The organism is Raineya orbicola (assembly GCF_002843425.1).
GTDB lineage: Bacteria > Bacteroidota > Bacteroidia > Cytophagales > Thermonemataceae > Raineya > Raineya orbicola.
On sequence record NZ_NKXO01000021.1, the window covers coordinates 21,382 to 39,975 of the forward strand.

Annotated in this window: 15 protein-coding genes and 1 riboswitch; of the genes, 6 read left to right on the top strand and 9 right to left on the bottom strand. The window is 38.5% G+C overall.

The window, feature by feature from the left end; translation table 11 throughout:
* Positions 1 to 672 carry a 16S rRNA (cytidine(1402)-2'-O)-methyltransferase gene (rsmI, locus tag Rain11_RS07530; protein WP_101358780.1) on the bottom strand — a complete coding sequence of 224 codons (672 nt, stop codon included), beginning with the start codon at positions 670 to 672 and terminating at the stop codon, positions 1 to 3.
* Between the two features lie 130 nt (positions 673 to 802).
* Between rsmI and Rain11_RS07535 the strand changes: the two genes are divergently transcribed.
* Positions 803 to 1,702 (top strand): 4-hydroxy-3-methylbut-2-enyl diphosphate reductase, encoded by a 900-nt coding sequence (locus tag Rain11_RS07535; protein ID WP_101358740.1) that lies wholly within the window; start codon positions 803 to 805, stop codon positions 1,700 to 1,702.
* 4 nt (positions 1,703 to 1,706) lie between these two features.
* On the opposite strand, the gene Rain11_RS07540 is transcribed toward Rain11_RS07535, so the two are convergent.
* From Rain11_RS07540 to gcvT, 4 genes are all read right to left on the bottom strand, one after another.
* Positions 1,707 to 3,695, bottom strand: a complete 1,989-nt coding sequence (locus Rain11_RS07540; protein WP_101358741.1) for an OmpA family protein — start codon at positions 3,693 to 3,695, stop codon at positions 1,707 to 1,709.
* A 129-nt stretch (positions 3,696 to 3,824) separates the two neighbouring features.
* Entirely contained in the window at positions 3,825 to 6,221 is a 2,397-nt protein-coding gene (locus Rain11_RS07545; protein WP_101358742.1) for an outer membrane beta-barrel family protein, read from the bottom strand.
* Between the two features lie 138 nt (positions 6,222 to 6,359).
* Complete coding sequence (gene yidD / locus Rain11_RS07550) at positions 6,360 to 6,602, bottom strand: membrane protein insertion efficiency factor YidD (RefSeq protein ID WP_101358743.1); 243 nt, start codon at positions 6,600 to 6,602, stop codon at positions 6,360 to 6,362.
* Positions 6,586 to 7,680, bottom strand: a complete 1,095-nt coding sequence (gcvT, locus tag Rain11_RS07555; protein WP_101358744.1) for a glycine cleavage system aminomethyltransferase GcvT — start codon at positions 7,678 to 7,680, stop codon at positions 6,586 to 6,588. The genes yidD and gcvT overlap by 17 nt, the downstream gene beginning before the upstream one ends.
* Positions 7,681 to 7,737: 57 nt before the next feature.
* On the opposite strand from gcvT, the gene Rain11_RS07560 reads away from it, so the two are divergent.
* Positions 7,738 to 9,063 (top strand): DUF58 domain-containing protein, encoded by a 1,326-nt coding sequence (locus tag Rain11_RS07560; RefSeq protein WP_101358745.1) that lies wholly within the window; start codon positions 7,738 to 7,740, stop codon positions 9,061 to 9,063.
* On the opposite strand, the gene miaA is transcribed toward Rain11_RS07560, so the two are convergent.
* From miaA to Rain11_RS07575, 3 genes are all read right to left on the bottom strand, one after another.
* The gene (miaA, locus tag Rain11_RS07565; protein WP_101358781.1) at positions 9,055 to 9,978 is read right to left on the bottom strand and encodes a tRNA (adenosine(37)-N6)-dimethylallyltransferase MiaA; all 924 of its coding nucleotides are present in this window, start codon (positions 9,976 to 9,978) and stop codon (positions 9,055 to 9,057) included. The genes Rain11_RS07560 and miaA overlap by 9 nt on opposite strands.
* Positions 9,979 to 10,061: 83 nt before the next feature.
* Positions 10,062 to 11,159, bottom strand: coding sequence for a class III poly(R)-hydroxyalkanoic acid synthase subunit PhaC (gene phaC, locus Rain11_RS07570; protein WP_243390562.1), 1,098 nt, complete (start codon positions 11,157 to 11,159; stop codon positions 10,062 to 10,064).
* A gap of 63 nt (positions 11,160 to 11,222) precedes the next feature.
* A complete protein-coding gene (locus Rain11_RS07575) occupies positions 11,223 to 12,494 on the bottom strand; it encodes a poly(R)-hydroxyalkanoic acid synthase subunit PhaE (RefSeq protein WP_101358746.1) in 1,272 nt (423 codons plus the stop codon).
* A 232-nt stretch (positions 12,495 to 12,726) separates the two neighbouring features.
* On the opposite strand from Rain11_RS07575, the gene Rain11_RS07580 reads away from it, so the two are divergent.
* Complete coding sequence (locus Rain11_RS07580; RefSeq protein ID WP_133121536.1) at positions 12,727 to 13,470, top strand: hypothetical protein; 744 nt, start codon at positions 12,727 to 12,729, stop codon at positions 13,468 to 13,470.
* Here Rain11_RS07580 and Rain11_RS07585 read toward each other — a convergent pair.
* Positions 13,454 to 14,230, bottom strand: a complete 777-nt coding sequence (locus Rain11_RS07585) for an alpha/beta fold hydrolase (protein WP_101358748.1) — start codon at positions 14,228 to 14,230, stop codon at positions 13,454 to 13,456. The genes Rain11_RS07580 and Rain11_RS07585 overlap by 17 nt on opposite strands.
* A gap of 185 nt (positions 14,231 to 14,415) precedes the next feature.
* Positions 14,416 to 14,522: riboswitch (SAM riboswitch) on the top strand.
* Between the two features lie 228 nt (positions 14,523 to 14,750).
* On the opposite strand from Rain11_RS07585, the gene Rain11_RS07590 reads away from it, so the two are divergent.
* The 3 genes from Rain11_RS07590 (at position 14,751) to Rain11_RS07600 (ending at position 18,593) form a co-directional block, all read left to right on the top strand.
* On the top strand, positions 14,751 to 16,070 hold the full coding sequence (locus tag Rain11_RS07590; RefSeq protein WP_101358749.1) for an O-acetylhomoserine aminocarboxypropyltransferase/cysteine synthase family protein: 1,320 nt from the start codon (positions 14,751 to 14,753) through the stop codon (positions 16,068 to 16,070).
* A 99-nt stretch (positions 16,071 to 16,169) separates the two neighbouring features.
* Positions 16,170 to 16,592 carry a hypothetical protein gene (locus Rain11_RS07595; RefSeq protein WP_101358750.1) on the top strand — a complete coding sequence of 141 codons (423 nt, stop codon included), beginning with the start codon at positions 16,170 to 16,172 and terminating at the stop codon, positions 16,590 to 16,592.
* A 120-nt stretch (positions 16,593 to 16,712) separates the two neighbouring features.
* Positions 16,713 to 18,593, top strand: a complete 1,881-nt coding sequence (locus Rain11_RS07600; protein ID WP_101358751.1) for a caspase family protein — start codon at positions 16,713 to 16,715, stop codon at positions 18,591 to 18,593.
* Position 18,594: the final 1 nt, after the last annotated feature.

Sequence of the window (18,594 nt, forward strand, 5' to 3'; positions counted from 1 at the left end):
TTATTCTTTTCCTGCTACTACAATCACAAATTCGCCTTTTACGCCTTTTTGCGAAAAGTATTCATAAGCAGTTTGGAGAGTGCCATTAAAAGTTTCTTCATACATTTTGGTAAGTTCTCGGGAAACAGAGCAAGCCCTTTCGCTACCACAGAAATTTTGAAGTTCTTGCAGAGTTTTCAGCAAACGATAAGGCGACTCGTAAAGAATAAAAGTGCGTCTTTCCTCCGAAAGCTCTTGCAGGCGGGTTTGTCTGCCTTTTTTATGAGGCAAAAAACCTTCAAAAACAAACCTATCCGTAGGCAAACCCGATTTTACCAGAGCAGGCACAAAAGCGGTAGCACCGGGCAAACATTCTATGGCTATGTGGTTTTGCAGGCAAGTTCTTACGAGCAAAAATCCAGGGTCGGAAATGGCGGGCGTGCCTGCATCGGAAATCAAAGCTATTTTTTCGCCTGCTTTCAAGCGTTTGATGATTTTTTCCTGAATTTGATGCTCGTTGAAATTATGATAGCTCATCAAAGGTTTGGAAATTTGATAATGTTTGAGTAAAATACCTGCTACGCGTGTATCTTCTGCCAAAATGCTATCTACTTCTTGAAGTACTCGCAAAGCTCGTAAAGTAATATCCTCTAAATTGCCAATTGGCGTAGGCACAAGATAAAGTTGTGGCATAATTTCTTGGTAAAATCTTGGCAAATTTAGAGTATTTGCTGAACAAAACACATAAACAATTTTGTTTTTAAGAAAAATTAACACGTAATTTGCAAGATTTTTTAAGAGTGTCAAAAACAAAATCATTTGAATGAAAATAACCATTGATAAAAATTCAGGCTATTGCTTTGGTGTAGAGTATGCTATTGCAATGGCGGAGGAAGAATTGAACGAAAATAGTTCTTTGTATTGCTTGGGCGATATTGTTCATAATGATAAAGAAGTGGCTCGCCTTTCTGCAAAGGGTCTAAAAATCATCAACCGCGAGGATTTGAAGCAACTTTCTGATTGTAAGGTACTTATTCGGGCTCACGGCGAACCTCCCGAAACCTACCAAATAGCCCTGAAAAACAATATTGAACTCATTGATGCCTCTTGCCCTGTGGTCTTAAAACTGCAAAATCGGATAAAAAATGCCTACGACAATGCCAAACAACATAACGGACAAATTGTAATTTATGGCAAAAAAGGACACGCCGAAGTCATTGGACTTTCAGGACAAACCAACGAGGAGGCTATCATTGTTACTGATGAAAAAGATTTAGAAAATTTGGATTACAGCAAACCCATTACTTTTTTTAGCCAAACCACGAAAAGCACAGAAGGTTTCTACAAAATGAAAGACCTTATTGAAAAAAACATTCAAGAAAAAGGATTTTCAGATAATTTGGCACTTTTTGATGCCAATGATAGCATTTGCAGGCAAGTTGCCAATCGCGAGCCACAACTTGCCAAATTTGCACAAGAAAATGATGTAATTGTATTTGTAAGTGGCAAAAAAAGCTCCAACGGCAAATCCTTATTCGCTGTTTGCCAAAAAGCCAATCCAAGAAGCTATTTTGTAGAAGATGAAAAAGAATTACAACCCGAATGGTTTGAAAACTGCGAAAGTATTGGTATTTGTGGAGCAACATCTACGCCTATGTGGCTGATGGAAAACGTGAAAAAAGAAATAGAAACGCAGATGTGCCTTCTGCCACAAGATTTGTAAAAAATTACAAGAATTTAAACTCAATTCGGCGGTTTTTCTGACGATTTTCTTCGGTATCATTGGGAGCGGCGGGTTGCGAATCGCCATAGCCTTTGAAAGTCAGGCGGTTGGGTTCTATGCCTTTTTGCAAAAGATAATCATACACCGACTTTGCTCTTTTGAGCGATAGCTCTTGATTGTTTTTCTTATCGCCCACATTATCAGTATGCCCCGAAATTTCGCCTCTCACCTGTGGATTTTCTTGCATAAAAAGTATCAGTTCATCAAGCTCTGCTTTTGATTTTTCTCGTAATTCCCATTTGCCTGTATCAAAAAAGATGTTATTCAGCACGAAACTTTTGCCTTTTTCAATAGGAGCAAGCAAAATATTCAATTCCAAAGGCTTAAAGTCATCAATACTTTTATTAGAAAAATCAAAACGCAGACTTTTGAAAATGTAGCCGTTTTTATGCACTTCCAAAGCGTATTCTGTACGCTCATTTACTACCAGCAAATAAGAACCATCAATTTTATCGGAGCTTGTGAAACTTTCTTTTTGCCCATTAGCTAAATTGATTAAATCAATTTGAGCTTCAAGGGGGGTTTGTGTTTTTTCGTCTAAAACCTTTCCTTTTACGTATTGTGTGCGTGTGCTTAGGGCAACAGGAGCAGGAATTTCAAACTCCATAATCATTCCGCTTTCTTCTGTGCCGTTGGGGGAAAATTTTCTATCGGCGTAATAGCCTTTTTTGCCGTCGGCAGTTACAAAAAACGAAACTTGATCAAGGTAATTATTGATAGGATAGCCCAAATTTTTCGGCTCGCTCCAAGAGCCATCGACTTGTTTTTCGCTTGAAAACAGGTCTAATCCTCCCATACCTACGTGCCCATCAGAGGCAAAAAAGAAAGTTTTGCCATTGGGGTGAATGAAAGGTGAAAACTCATCACGGGGCGTATTGATAGGAGCGGGCAAGGGTACCGCCTGCGACCATTCGCCTTGTGCATTGCGATAAGTAACGTAAATATCGTTACGATTTCGTTTATTTCTATCCGAAACAAAATACAAGGTTTTTCCATCGGCGGAAAGCGAAGGTTGTGAGTCCCACTCAGTAGAATTGACTTTTACACCTAAATTTACAGGTTCAGTCCATTCTTCGCCGATTTTTTCACTAATGTACAAATCACAAGAGCCGATGTTTCGTCTGCCTTGGCAAGAAGCAAAAACCAAAGTTTTGCCATCGGCAGAAATGGCACAAGTACCTTCATTGGCAGGGCTATTGATGCGTGGCGAAATAGATTGAGGTTCGCTCCATTCGCCATTTTTCTGATAGCTTACAAAAATATCTTCTCCTGTTCGCTTTCTGATTTCATTCTTAGGAACAGCCGTAAAAATAAGCATTTCTTGGTCAGCTGTAAGACTCGGAAACTCTTGGATATAGTCTTTACGATTGATGATAACAGGCAAAGCCTTAGGCTTGAAATCCAAAGGTTTTTGCATTTGTTCTTTGGCAAAGGCTACAATTTTTAGGTTAAATTCGGCTTCTTGCTTCAATCTTTCAGTAATGCTTGTAAATTGCAAAAGTTGTTCAGCAAATTTTTGTGTTTTATCATAATTGCCTTTGGCAAGATAATGCTTCATTAGAATCCACGTTGCCTCCATATTTTTAGGGTTTTGCGGAGCAGATTTTACAGCTTGTTCGTAGTGATAAATGTATTTTTCAAAATATTTTGGGTCTTGAAAGCGAAAAGCCTCATAAATGCGACCAAGTTCTAAATGAGCTTCAACAAATTTAGGGTCTTTGCGGATAGCTTTTTCTAAATATTCAGCGGCTTCGTCGTAGCGATTTTCTGCTTTTTGCCTTTGTTTGGGTTTTAAGTCGTAATCAAGGGTTCGGCGTAGTTCATTTTGAGCTTTCTCGTAGTAAGAAATAGCGGCTTTGTTTTGTGTAGAATATTTTTGAGCAAAAGTATTGCAGTAAGCAAAAAGACTAATTATCAGGCAGAAACGTAACATACACGGTGTTTATGAAAATCTGCCTTCAAGATAGGAATTTTTGAATAAAATAAAAAATGCAGAAGTTCTATTTTGAAAGTAATGATAACAAACAAGGACTTCGTTTGAATGAAGCCCTCTTGTTTGTAGTTAGAAATCTCCTCCGTCCATATCTCCGCCGTTTTGCATTTCACGGCGTTGGCGGTTGCGTCTTTCTTTGGTTTCACCACCAAAACGATAACTGAAACCAAACATATAAGTACGCGTATTGCCTACAAAAGTGAAATCATTGAATAAATTAGGCGTATTGACGGTGCCTCCGAAACGCATACTTTTCGCAATATCGCTGACACGAAACGTAAAAGTACCTCTATTTTTCCATATTTGCTTAGAAAGTCCTATGCTATTCATAATGAGGTCTTTACGCGTACCTTGTGCAGTAGCTACAGGAGCTCTGTACATTATCATTCCTTGAATACGCCAATTTTGAGGCAAATTAAAAATCGCATTCAAGCGTGTATTCCACGAAAATATATCGTTGAGCGACTCGCCATCAAGATTGCGGGCATTTACAAAAGTTCTGAAAAAGGAAGCATCAGCATTGAGCGTGAGCCACTTTCCTACTCGGTAACTACCAATCAGTTCTAATCCGTAATTTTCAGCGGTTGCAATGTTTTCAGGAGCAAAAAGCGTGGTATCCCCCGCTAACTGCCGAATAAAAGGCTGAATAACATTACTTGTGTTTCTGTAAAAAGCAGAACCCGTGAAAGAGGCTTGTTTCCAATCTTTCAAGTAGCCTAATTCAAAGGAATTAGTATATTCAGGGCGTAAGAAAGGGTTTCCTGAACGCAAAGTGAGCGGATTTGAAAAACTTGCAAAAGGATTGAGTTGCCTAAATCCCGGGCGGTTAATTCTACGACTTGCCATAAATCTAATTTGTTGCTCTTTGGGCAATCTGTATGAAATAGCTACATTCGGGAAAGCATTCAGGTAATCGTTACGGAATATTTGGTTGGTAGTAAGTAACTCAGAAGTTGTAAAAGTTTGTTCTACACGCAAACCTGCTTCAAATTCCATTTTCTTAATTTTACCATACAAAATACCATACGCCCCTAAAACTTTTTCATCAAAACGAAAATCATTGGAAAAGTTAGCATTATTGAGCCACAAGCCGTTAGGATTATCAAAATCTTCTAAAGTGAAATCATTACGAACATTACGGAAAATATTTTTGTAGCCTGTTTCTATTTTCCAACCATCGCTTGCAAGGGGGTGCGTATAATCTACTTGCAGAAGCCAAATTTGGTTATCGTTGTTTTCAAAAGTTCTCTGACGAATATCACCTGTTTGCAGGGCGTTTAGCTCTGTATTATTTTCTGAAAGCCCCAAAGAGGTAGAAAATTTGAGTTCTTGCTTGGGTTTGGCAAGTTTTCTTTGATAGTTGAAAGCATAATTCTGATTGAACGAGCTTTCAAGTTCATCAGAGGTTCGGGTGAAGGTACTTAAAAGGCTATTATCAAAATCTCGGTTGAAGTTGTTTAGGATTTCTATTCTATCTCCCTTACGACCGCCCCAGTTGGCTTCTATGGAAAGGTTATCTTTGGCATTGGGCGAAAACTCTATGCCCAAAATACCCGTATAGTTTTCGCCGATGTTATCAATAGAACGTTGCTGGTCAATGATAGGGGTAGTGTTGGGAATAAAATTTTTTCTGAATACCGAAGCACTATTCATACGGGTATCCCGATTGCCATTGAGGCTTGTATAAACATTCCATTTGCCTTTTTTGAGATTTACATCAAAACTGCCATTGTAACGTCCAAAATTGCCTACGTTAAAACCTGCATTTCCACCAAAGCCATCTTCTTGCTGTTTTTTGAGAATAATATTGATGATACCTCCACTGGCTTCGGCATCGTATTTAGCCGAAGGATTGTTGATAATTTCAATGCGTTCAATAGAACTGGCAGGTATTCTTTGAAACACACTTTGCGGATTACTTCCTGCAAGCCCCGACTGCTTTCCATTGATAAGAATAGTCAGATTGCTGGCTCCGCGTAAGGTAACATTGTTGTTTTCATCAACCTGCACTGAAGGGATATTTTGCAGTACGTCAAGAGCTGTGCCACCTTTATTTACAAGGTCTTGGCTTACGTTATAGCTCCTTACGCCAATATCGGTTTGTACAAGTGGCTTTTCGGCAACTACTTCAATTTTTTCAATTACATCGCTGTTATCGCCTGTCATTGCAAGCTCTCCTAAATTGAGGTCAGCGGTAACATCTAATTCTCTTTGCAAATCTTTGTAGCCAATCATTTGCACACGTAAAACATAACTCCCCGCTTTTACATTCTGAATTTCAAAAGAACCATCTTCTTCGGTAGTAGCTCCATTTACAGCCTTTGAAAGGTCTTTTTTATCAAAAAGAAAAACATTAGCATAGGGTACGGCTTCTTTGCTTTTTTTATCCGTTACTTTTCCTTTGATACTTTGTGCTTCTGCACCTATCCCCCACAGGCACAAAAATAAAAATGCAATCGTTTTCATTGTTGTTTTATTAAATTTTATTGTTACAACAACGAAACGAAACAACCTCAAAAATATTGCATAAACAAAAACCGAAAGGAATAAAAAAATTTGCCACGAATGCACGAATTTTGTACTTTATCTTGTCTGATAAGATTTTCAAGGCACGGGGTCATAGCCGCTACCACCCCAAGGGTGGCAACGGCTCAGGCGTTTTAGTCCAAGTTTTACGCCTTTCCAAACTCCGTGTTTTTTTACTGCCTCTATCATATACACCGAGCAGGTAGGCGTATAACGACAAGACGCAGGAAACCAAGGAGATATAGCTACCTGATAAAATTTCACAAACAAAATCACACAGCTGACAAGTAACTTTGAAAAAAAGCTAAACACCTTTTTCATAAAAAGGTAGCTTTACGATTTTAGCTTTTTCAACCTGATTTCGGATTTGGATAAAGATTTCAGTATCAAGGTTGCTATAAGGGCTTTGCACATAACCCAATCCAATGCCTATATTGAGCATAGGTGAGATAGTTCCCGAAGTTACTTTGCCAATAACTTCACCACTCGCATTTGTGATAGGGTAATCTTTGCGAGGAATGCCTTTTGTTTCCATTCGGAAAGCTACTAATTTGCGTTGTACGCCTTCTTGTTTTTGCTTTTGCAGAATATCGGAGGCAGTAAAGTTTTTGGTAAATTTAGTTATCCAGCCCAAACCTGCCTCTAAAGGCGAAGTTGTGTCGTCAATATCATTTCCATAAAGGCAATATCCCATTTCCAGACGCAGGGTATCTCTTGCTCCTAAACCTATGGGTTGAATGTTATACTCTTTGCCTGCTTCAAAAATGGCTTTCCAAAGTGTTTCGGCAAAATCTTTATGCACATAAAGCTCAAAGCCACCTGCACCCGTGTAACCTGTGGCAGAAATAATTACCCCTTCAATGCCTCCTATTGAGCCTTTTACAAAACTATAATAAGGAATTTGCGATAAATCCGTTGTGGTGAGTTTCTGTAAAACTTTTGTAGCGTTGGGTCCTTGTACAGCAAAAAGACAGGTTTCTGCGGAAATATTCTGCATTTCAACGCCTTCGGTGTTATGTTTTTGTATCCAGTTCCAATCTTTTTCAATATTGGAGGCATTCACCACGAGCATATACTCGGTTTCTGAAAGACGATATACGAGCAAATCATCTACAATACCGCCTTTTTCGTTTGTCATACAGCTATATTGAGCTTTGCCATCAGTAAGTTTGGAGGCATCGTTGGTGCAAACCCGCTGAATGAGGTCAAGAGCCTTGCTACCTTTCAGCAAAAATTCACCCATATGCGAAACATCAAAAACCCCAACATTTTGGCGAACTGCCAAGTGTTCGGCTTTGTCGGAGCTATAACGTACAGGCATTGCGTAGCCTGCAAAGCCTACCATTTTAGCCCCCAAACTTTCGTGTAAATCGTTAAGCGGAATTTTTTGTAAGTCCATAAGGTTTGTTTTCGTAAATTTGCGTAAAATTACGAAAAACTTTCACTTGCCCAATTTATGCTCAAAAGTTTATATCTGCATAATCGCTTTTTTTACGCAATCATTTTTTTGGTTCTGCTTTTGGTAGCCTCGTATAGTTTGGAATGGCTTTTCCCTATTGCAAAAGTTTTGGTAATAGTGCTTGCAGGACTTGTGATTCTGGATATTTTTTTACTTTATGCCAAAAAAAATGCTTTCAAGGCTTCGCGTAAAACTTTTGAGCGTCTTTCTAATGGTGATAAAAATCCTATTCATTTGGAAGTAAAAAACTTATACAACTTTCCTGTACAAGTAAAAATTATTGATGAGCTACCCGAACAATTTCAGGAGCGGAATTTTCATATTTTTGAAAATTTAGCATCGCAAGAAAGCAAAAGTATCACTTATTTTTTACGTCCTACCAAACGTGGTGAATATGATTTTGGGGCGTTGAATGTATTTGTTGCCTCGCCTATCAGAATGATAATGAGGCGTTTTCAGTTTAGCCAAAATGTGAAAGTACCTACTTATCCTGCTTTTTTTGCCTTGAAAAAATATGAAATTTTGGCGTTTTCCAACCACCTGACCGAAATGGGTATCAAGAAAATTCGCCGTTTTGGGAATAATAGAGAATTTGAGCAAATCAAAGAATACGTACAAGGCGATGATATTCGCACTATCAATTGGAAAGCTACTGCTCGCCGTAATACCCTAATGACCAACCACTACCAAGACGAACGCTCTCAAAATGTCTATAACATCATTGATAAGGGCAGAACAATGAAAATGCCTTTTGAAGGGCTTTCTCTGCTGGATTATGCAATTAATGCCTCTTTGGTAATGTCCAAAGTAACACTCAATAAAGATGACAAAGCAGGACTTATCACCTTTGGGCATAAAATTGATGTAGTTCTACCCGCTACTCGCGAACCTATGCAAATGAACAAAATTATAGAAAATCTCTACAAACAAAAAACCGCTTACAAGGAAGCTAATTTTGAGCGTTTGTATCTGACTATCAAGCATAAAATCAAACAACGAAGTTTATTGCTTCTTTATACCAACTTTGAGTCGCTTTCTTCAATGATGCGACAAATCGGTTTTTTACGTAAAATTTCTGCTTCACACTTGCTTGTAGTGATTATTTTTTACAACACAGAACTGGATAAAATGATTTTCCAAGAACCCACTACTACCGAAGAAATTTACAATCAGACGATTGCTGAAAAATTAGCCTTTGAAAAGAAACTCATTATCAAAGAGTTACGCAAATATGGTATTCAGGCAATTCTTACCAAACCCCAAGACCTGACGGTCAATGCTATCAACAAATACTTAGAAATCAAAGCCAAAGGTTTATTGTAGCTCCGTAGTTTCTTTGATGCGTTTTTCAACAAATTGCACAATTTCTACCCATTGCGAAGGGTGAAACCAAATGATTTCAGTATCTTTTTTGAACCAAGTCATTTGCCTTTTGGCGTAATGTCGTGAGTTTTGTTTCAAAAGTCTGATAGTATTTTCCCAGTCTTGCTTGCCTTCCAGATAGTCAAAAATTTCGCGATAACCTACGGTTTGCAGAGCATTGTGTGTTTTGTAAGGGTACAGACTTTGAGCTTCTTGCAAAAGTCCTTGCGAAAGCATTAAATCCATTCTTTGGTTGATACGTTCATAAAGTTCCTCACGGGGGCGTTCTAAGCCAATTTTGATATTCTGAAAGTTTCGTTGAGCTTTTTTACCCTTACGAAAACTTGAAAAAGGCTTTCCTGTGGCGTAGCAAACTTCCAAAGCCCGCATTAGTCTTTGCGGATTTTGAATATCTACCTGTTTGAAATACACTTCGTCCAATTTTTGCAATTCTGCTTGCAAAAAACTTAAACCTTTCTGCTCGTAAAGTTCAATAACTTGCTTACGAATGTTTGCAGGCACATCGGGAATATCATCAAAACCTTCCCAAATTGCCTTACAATATAAACCTGAACCACCCACTAAAATGGCAATATTTTTTTGAGCAAAGATTTTATCCAAAATCACTAAGGCATCGCGTTCAAAATCAGCTACGGTGTAATTTTGAGTGATAGAAAGATTATCCACCAAATAATGCGGCACTCCTTGCATTTCGGCGGGTGTGGGTTTGGCAGTACCGATAGAAAGTTCTTTGAAAAACTGCCTTGAATCGGCGGAAATGATTTCGGTTTGAAAATGTTTTGCCAAACGAATAGCCATTTCCGTTTTGCCTACGGCAGTAGCTCCTACTACGGAAATTAGAAATTTGCGTTGCACGTTTTTAGGTTTGTTTTTAGAAAGATACAAGCGGCGACATTACCCGAAAAGTAACGTCGCCGCTTTTGTAATTGATAGGTTGCTTAATCTCTTTCTTTGAGCCAATTTACAATAGTGGGGGCTAATTCTTTTTGCGACCTTGCCCCTACAAATACGCCAATATGCCCACCGGGGAATTTGTAAGTTTGAATATCTTTTGAAGCCACAAATTTATCCAAAGGAATAGAACAAGGAGGCGGAACAAGATGGTCAGCTTCGGCGTAAATATTCAAAATAGGCATAGTGATATTTTTCATATTCACCTTGTGATTACCTACTACCAACTCATTTTTGATGAGTTTATTTTCTTGATAAAGGTCTTTGATGAATTGCTTAAAACACTCTCCTGCTTGGTCGGGGCTGTTGGCAACCCATTTTTCCATACGCAAGAAATTCATTAGTTTATCTTCATCGTCCATCATATCTACAACGCTTGTGTATTTACGCAGTTTACTCATAGGTTTGAGCATATCAAAGCCTACATTGAGCAATTCACCGGGCATAATACCGCCATTGTTCTCTATAATTTCATCAACATTCAGATAGGTACTCCATTGGAAAAGCAAACCTTCTTTGTTAGAAAAATCAATAGGAGCAACCATTACCACAAGATTTTTGATTTTTTCAGGGTGAATAGCAGAATAAATCACGCTGAACGTTCCCCCTTGGCAAACCCCCAAAAGATTGATTTTTTCTATTTGATGAGTTCGGCGAATGTATTCCACACAGCCGTTCAGATAGCCATTGATGTAGTCGTCCATTGAAGTATAGCGGTCGGCACGTGTTACATAGCCCCAATCAATGATATACACATCAAGCCCCAAGTCCAAGAACTTGCGAATAACGCTTCGGTCGGGTTGCAAATCCATCATATCTTGCTTATTTACAAGGGCATAGCAAATGAGCAGAGGTGTTTTGATGGTTGCAGGCGTAGAACGTTTGTAGCGAAAAAGACTAATTTTGCCGTCTTTCCATACCAAATCTTTGGGGGTAGTTCCTACATCTATTTCCTTGATTTCTGAAAGAATATGATAACTTTTCGCTAATTTTTCGGTGCGTTCTTGGTATTTATCGGCAAGTGAAAGAATTTGTTGTTGAATCATATATTTGGTATTTAAGACTTTGTTAATTGGTTCTTTCATAAGATTGCAAATTTTTCCGTCCAACATAAGTGTTTCTTTAAGATGCAAAATCAAAAAATTGATTTATTGCGTCTTTTTAGGTCTGCCACGAGATTTAGACTGATTTTCTGCAATAGCTTCCTCATTTTTGGGTGTGGGTTTGGCTTCTTTGCTTTGCAAAGCCTGATTGAGCTGTTGTCGGCTCAATTCATTTTCCAAAGCTCTCACTTTTCGGCGAAGCTCGTGAATAATGGCATTGAGTTCATCAATTTCGGAGCGAGGAGCAATAGGTAAAGGCTCTAAAAGCAGTTCCATTTGTTTTTCAAAACGATTTTTGATAGCGGTACTGGTTGCCAGTGCCTCCGCTTGCAATTTTCCAAAAGGCTCGCTACGATAAAGCTCAATCATCATTGGTTCTGCAATATCCATCCATAGGTTGGTAGCTTCTTCAAAAGTAATGATGTGTTCGGGTTGGTTCTTAACTTTCTCAATGAGTTCTTTGAGGGTTTGTTCAAGGGCTTTTTGAGCTGTTTTTTGTACCAAACTTTGCATTTCATTGCTTTTGATGTAATAGAAAGCGTAGTCGTCTTGCAGTTGGATATTAAGCTCAAGGAGTTGCTTTTCTTTACTATCAGGTATCATTTTCAGGAAAGGATTGATAGATTTTTGCAATTTTCCAAAGGCTTGGTATTGAGTAGCTTGCAGATTGTGCATAAGGTCGGGAACACTTTCTATAGCCTTTGTCAGTGTTCCGCCTGTTTGTTTGTTGAGGTCATCAAGGAGTTTTTGCGAAAAACTTGCTATTTGTTGTAAGAAATTTTCGGATTGCTCGGGTGTCAGCCCACCGAAAACTTGTGAAGCAATTTCGTTGTATTTTTCCAAGCTAATACTTTCCCAAAACTCTTGAAAAGCATTTTTTTTAGGCTTTTTGCCCATATTAAGTTGCTCCAAAATAGGCTGAAAAAGCTGATATAATTGCATATAGTTTTGAGAGAAAGTCATAATATTCTTGAAGGTTTCTGCCGCATCGTTTCGGCTGGCTTGCCCCGTAAAAGGTTTTCCAAACTGGCTGTTCCAAGCCGAATACATTTTGCTCCAGCTATCAAACATAGAGGCTTCCTTTTTTTGAGGAGCAAAGTTTTCAAGCATTGTTTGAACACCCTGGAACCACATTTTACCCATTTCCATTTGAGTTTTCATCATTTCTTGGAAAAATTCTTGCGAGCCAGCCTCTTCTTTGGGCTGCGAGCTTTTCAGCATATTTTGCATAAACTCTTGGTAGGCTTGCATAGGGGTTTTATTTTGTTCTTTGAGGTCTTTCATCCAATACTCAAAGAAGTTGTATGGCTTATTCATAATTTTTGAGCGTTTTAGATTTTTTCCGAAAGATACAAATTTCAATTAAACAGCGAAAAAAAATCCAATTTTTTCACAAAAAATTGCATTAGACAATGAATTTTACAAAGGAACAAATTTCTCTCTAAAACCTACTCATTACTACCACTTGCTTTTACAAAAAAATAAAAATACCTCATTTGAGGTATATTTTTTAGGCAACAAGCACTTATCTTTGGTAAAAACAAAGATTATGAAAAAACTACTTTTTTTGTGGGGCTTATGCTTTTTGGTGGTATGGAAAGGCATAGCTCAAAATAATGAAGATAAATATCTTGCAGGCTTCAAAATCACCGATTACATCGTGAAAGAAGAAGGTGCTTACATAGTGCAGGTATATTCACCCCAAGTGAAAATACCTGAAAAAGCTATTGCAATTTTGTATGATGGTAGTCTGGAACAAGAGAGAGGTTATTATAAATGCTTGCTTATCAAAGGTGATTACTATTATTTTGCTTGTAACACGGGTGATGAGAAGGTGTATAAATCACCGCCACAAGCCAAAGATATTATTTTGGTAGTAATGCCGAAACCTAAAAATATGTATTTTGAGCAAATTGGAACTTTGGCGGCGTATGGCGTGGAAATTATTGATACCGAGAAGGAAGAACCAATTTTTCAAGTAAATGAGGTTCTTTCCACTTGGACAAAAGAGAAAGAAGAGCAAGCCCTGCAAAAAATGGTAGAGGATATTCGCTTGGTGGGCAAGTATATGAAAGAAAATAACCCCGAAATAGATAGAACCATAGAAAAAGGACACTACAAAGGCAAAAAAATGCTTGATGTAATGATGAAAGCTGAAAAAGATGATGTAAAGCGGTTTTTTAGCTACATCAAGGCTCGTCCTGCAAAGTACATAGGGCAAAAATGGAAAATATCGGAGATTTTTGCCACTTGGATAGTAGAGGGAGCTCCTGAACCTATTGGCAAGAAGTAAGAAATTTTTTAAGCGTTTGCAGCGTTTCTTGGGGACGCTCTAACATTCCCACGTGTCCTGTTTCGTCTAAAATAAGTGTTTGAGCATTAGGTATTTTTTGGAGTTGTTCTTGATAACTTTCCCAAATTACAGCGGTATCTTGCTTACCAATGATGTAAAGTATCGGAAAATTTGCTTTTACAAGCAGTTCTAAACGACTTTTTCTATCACGCATAGCTGCAAGTGCTGATGTAATAGTTTGCAGGGGTGTTTTTTTGCCGATTTCTTCTAAAAAATTGATTTCTTTTTGCATTTCTTGCCATCTGCCTTCGTAGAAAAGAGGTTTTACAAAATTGGAAATAAAGGCATCTACGCCTGCTTTCTGCACAAACTCAATCACTTTATTTCTGTTTTCTTTTTTTTCGGGGCTATCGGCAAGTGCCGTAGAATGAAACAAACAAAGTTTTTCAACCATTGCAGGATATTTTTCGGCAAATGCCAAAGCCACATAGCCTCCCATAGAATGTCCTACAAAGGCGGCTTGCGATATTTGTAAATGTTGGAGTAGTTCCCATATTTGGTCTGCCATTACTTCCATTGAGCAGGGTTGAGGTAAAAGGTTTGCACTTTCGCCAAAACCTCCTAAATCTACGGCTATCACACGAAAACTATCAGAAAATGCAGGAATAAAATCTTTCCAAATTTCTTTGCTTTCGCAAAATCCGTGCAATAATACCACTACCGAACCTTTGCCTTTTTCAGTGTAAGCTAAATGTTGCATAGCCAAAAACCATTTGACCACAAAACTACATCAAAAAAAAGATAATTTCAAAGCAAATTTAGTACAAAATAAAAACCTGAAAATCAAAATTTTGATAATTTTGTTTAGATTTTTTCTAAAAAAAACTTGACAAGTTGCATTTTATTTTTTTACCTTTGCAACGACTTCACCTCCAAAAAAGGTAAAGTTTATAAAGAACGAAGGGAGAGAACAGGCTCTGTGAACTTCTGGCAACCACTCCCCGCGAGAACGGTGCCAAAACCTGCCTAAAATTTTTTAGGAATTATAAACCTTTACGCCAATGAAATCACAAAGAAATCGCAAATCTTTTTACTACACCCTCCAACAAATCCTTTCCAATAATTTTTATTGTTGTTGTTGCTGTTGTTGTTAGCAGTGAAGTTTCTTTTCATAGCTTCGCTTGCTAAATCCTTTCTAAAAATCTGTTGATTTTTAGTGCAAGTCTTTTTATTTGCTCAACTATAGAATTTTTGTTCAACTCTAAACCTTTTTTACCGCTATGGCAAACTATCGTTTTGAAACCCTGCAACTGCACGCAGGACAAGAAGCCGACCCCACCACAGGCTCAAGGGCTGTGCCAATTTATCAGACTACTTCGTATGTATTCAAGAGTGCCGAGCACGGAGCCAATCTCTTTGCACTCAAAGAATTTGGCAACATCTACACACGCCTAATGAATCCCACTACCGATGTTTTTGAAAAACGTGTAGCGGCACTGGAAGGTGGCATTGCGGCACTGGCAACCTCTTCGGGGCAGGCGGCTCAATTTATTGCACTTACCAATATTTTGCAGTCGGGAGAAAACTTTGTAACTACCTCTTTTCTTTACGGCGGAACATACAATCAGTTCAAAGTGCAGTTCAAACGTTTAGGCATTGAGGCTCGCTTTGCTGATGGTGATGATGTAAGTTCTTTTGAAAGACTTATTGATGAAAAAACCAAAGCAATTTACCTTGAAACTATCGGCAATCCCGGTTTCAATATTCCTGATTTTGAAGCTTTTGCTTTGCTTGCTCGCAAATATGATTTACCACTCATCGTAGATAATACTTTCGGGGCGGCGGGGTATTTATTCCGTCCTATTGACTATGGAGCGGCGGTAGTAGTAGCTTCGGCAACTAAATGGATTGGCGGACACGGCAATTCTATCGGGGGTATTATCGTAGATTCAGGCAAGTACAACTGGGGCAATGGTAAGTTTCCGCAATTCACCGAACCTTCCGAAGGCTATCACGGCTTGGTATTTAATGATGTTTTTGGTGTAAATGGTCCTTTTGGTAATTTGAATTTTATCATTCGGGCAAGGGTGGAAGGCTTACGCGATTGGGGACCTTGCATTAGCCCTTTCAATTCGTTTTTACTCTTGCAAGGACTTGAAACGCTTTCTTTACGCGTACAACGCCACGTAGATAACGCTCTGGCTCTGGCTCGTTGGCTTGAAAAACACCCGCAAGTAGAAAGCGTAAATTACCCTGGACTGGAAAGTAGTCCTTACCACAAATTAGCGAAAAAGTACCTGAAAAACGGCTTTGGTGGAGTGCTTTCTTTTACTATCAAAGGCGGAGCAAAAGAAGCCGAAAACTTTATCAATAATTTACGGCTTGCGAGCCATTTGGCAAATGTTGGTGATGCGAAAACGCTTATTATTCAGCCTTCGCTTACTACACACCAACAACTTTCCGAAGCCGAGCAACTTTCAGCAGGAGTTACCCCTAATCTTTTGCGTGTAAGTGTTGGTATTGAACACATTGATGATATTATTGAAGATTTTGAACAAGCCTTTGCCAAAGTCAGAAGTCTTGACCAAAGCAAAGCATAAAAATCCTAAATTTTTTACAAAATATCAAAAAAATCACCTTCACCAGCTATCAGGAACGCACTGCACAAGGGTGCGTTCCTTTCCAAAAAAAAAGTTTATATGAATAAAAGTTTTTTAGCAATTTTTTTGATTGTATTTGCAAGTTGCGACAATAGCAAAAATACTTTATACAGAGATGCTTATTGGGTTTCTTTCCCAAACGAGCAAAGCAAGCCCTACGCCGAGTGCGTACTTACGTATGTGAGTGAAGAGAAATTTGACCTCAAAAAATACCAAATTTTCAAAGTTTCGGATAGTGTAATGATTCGGATTTTTGGCAAACCCAAAGGAAATTTCAAAAAACACAGAGAAATTTCGGAATTTGCCGTGCAGTTGCTTGCCAATGATTTTTCAAAACTTTGCTTCAATGGCAAGGCAGTGATTGTGCAAATCGGAGAAAACTTTCAGAATAAAAATACATTCTTACAAGCCACCAGCAACGGGAAAGTTGGATTAAGAGATTACAAAGAGCTTGTACCCTAAAAATCTTGCTTCTGGGTCTGTTTCGGCTGCCACCGAACAGACCTTGCCGAAAGGCAAAACACCTTCTAAAATTTGTTTTTTCTTTTCCTTTTTTACATTTTTGCCTAAAACCACTTTTTTATGGCAAAATTCAGCTTTTCTCTGGCTTTTTTCCTACTACACAATTTACACGTAGTTTTTTCGCAGGTTGATGACTTTATCAGTAGTGGCAAAAAGCAATTAGCTTCTAAAAAATATATTGAAGCTATCAGCGATTTTGGCGAGGCAATTCGTTTCAATCCCAAAGCTACCGAAGCCTACTATGGTAGAGCAATGGCATATTTTGGCACGCAGAATTATCAAAGAGCCTTGCAAGATATTCAGCAGGCAATTGGTTTGGATAAATCTCAAACTCGCTTTTTTGCTGAAAGAGCTAAAATTTATTTTGCTCTCCGAAATTACGAAAAAGCCGTTCAGGATTATAGTCAAGCTATTTTTGCAGAACCTCAAAATGCCCACTATTACCATCAAAGAGCCATTGTAAGACTTGCTCTGCAAGATTACGAAGGCGTTAATCAGGATGCCGAAAAGGCTTTGAATTTAGATAAAACCCAAACTGCCCCCTTCGCCGAACAAGGCATCGCTCTTTTTATGTTAAATTTCAAACAAGAAGCTCAAAGTTGCTTTGATAAATTTCTGGATACCCCCAAAGCTGAAAAATATGCTTTGCTTGCTGAAAGAATTTTTGAATTTACCCCCAAAAACACCGCCCTTTTACAAAAAGCCGAACAATGGATTGTAAGGGCTGTACAAATGGAAGATTCTTACAAACATAACTTTTTATATGCCTCTATTCTCAATTTGCAAGGCAAACAACTTGCCGCCCTTGATGTGTGTCAGAAGGCGATTAGTCTTGCGAAAAAAGAGAATGTTGGTTATGAAGAAGCTGAAAAACTTTTAGAAAAAATTAGCGAAGTTGATGATATTCCACCTGTTATAACGATAGTTTCACCTGCAGTAATGCGTGGAGGAATTATTGTAAGCCGTGAAGGGGAAATGAGCATTATTGGCAAGGCAACCGATGAAAGCGGGGTGAAAGAAGTATTCATCAACGGAAACCCCGCAAGGCTTTTTAGTAATGGTGATTTTAATGGAATAGCTCTCGTAAAACCTGATACCAAAACACTCACCATTGAAGCCACCGATAATAAAGGTAACACCGAAAAAGTGAATTTTCAAGTCATCAAAGATGTAGAAAAAACTACCGAAAGCAAACGTTTCAAAAATGTAGGCAAATCTTATGCTCTCATTTTTGCGACTAATACTTACGAATATTGGAATAACCTAACTAATCCCATTCCCGATGCCGAAGCTGTTGCCAAAGATTTGAAGGAAATTTATAGCTACGAAATTGACTTGGTGCAAGATGCTACGCAAAACCAAATTATTCTGAAACTCAAAGAGTACCTGCAAAAGAAATTTCAACCCAACGACCAACTGCTTATTTTCTTTGCAGGACACGGACAATATGATGAAACGTTTGGCGAGGGTTATGTAGTTGCCAAAGATTCCCGCCTTGATGATGAGGCAAAATCGTCTTACATTTCTTATTCTACCTTGCGAACTTACATCAACAACATTCAGGCAAAGCATATTCTCCTGGTAATGGACGTGTGCTTTGGCGGTACTTTTGACCCCTCGCTTGCCTCTAAAAACATTCGTGGTTTGCCTCCTAAACCCAATGATGATGATATAGAGGCTTTTATACAGCGAAAAATGCAAGCTCGCACAAGGCGTTATATTACATCGGGAGGCAAAGAATATGTATCTGACGGCACCCCAGGAATGCACTCGCCTTTTGTGAGAAAATTTTTAGAGGCTTTGCGAAGCTATGGCGGAAAAGATAAAATTATCACCCTTGCCGAAATAATGATACACTTAGAAACTATTTCCCCACAACCCCATTACGGCGAATTTGGCTCTAACGAACCGGGTAGCGATTTTCTGCTGATAGCAAAATAAA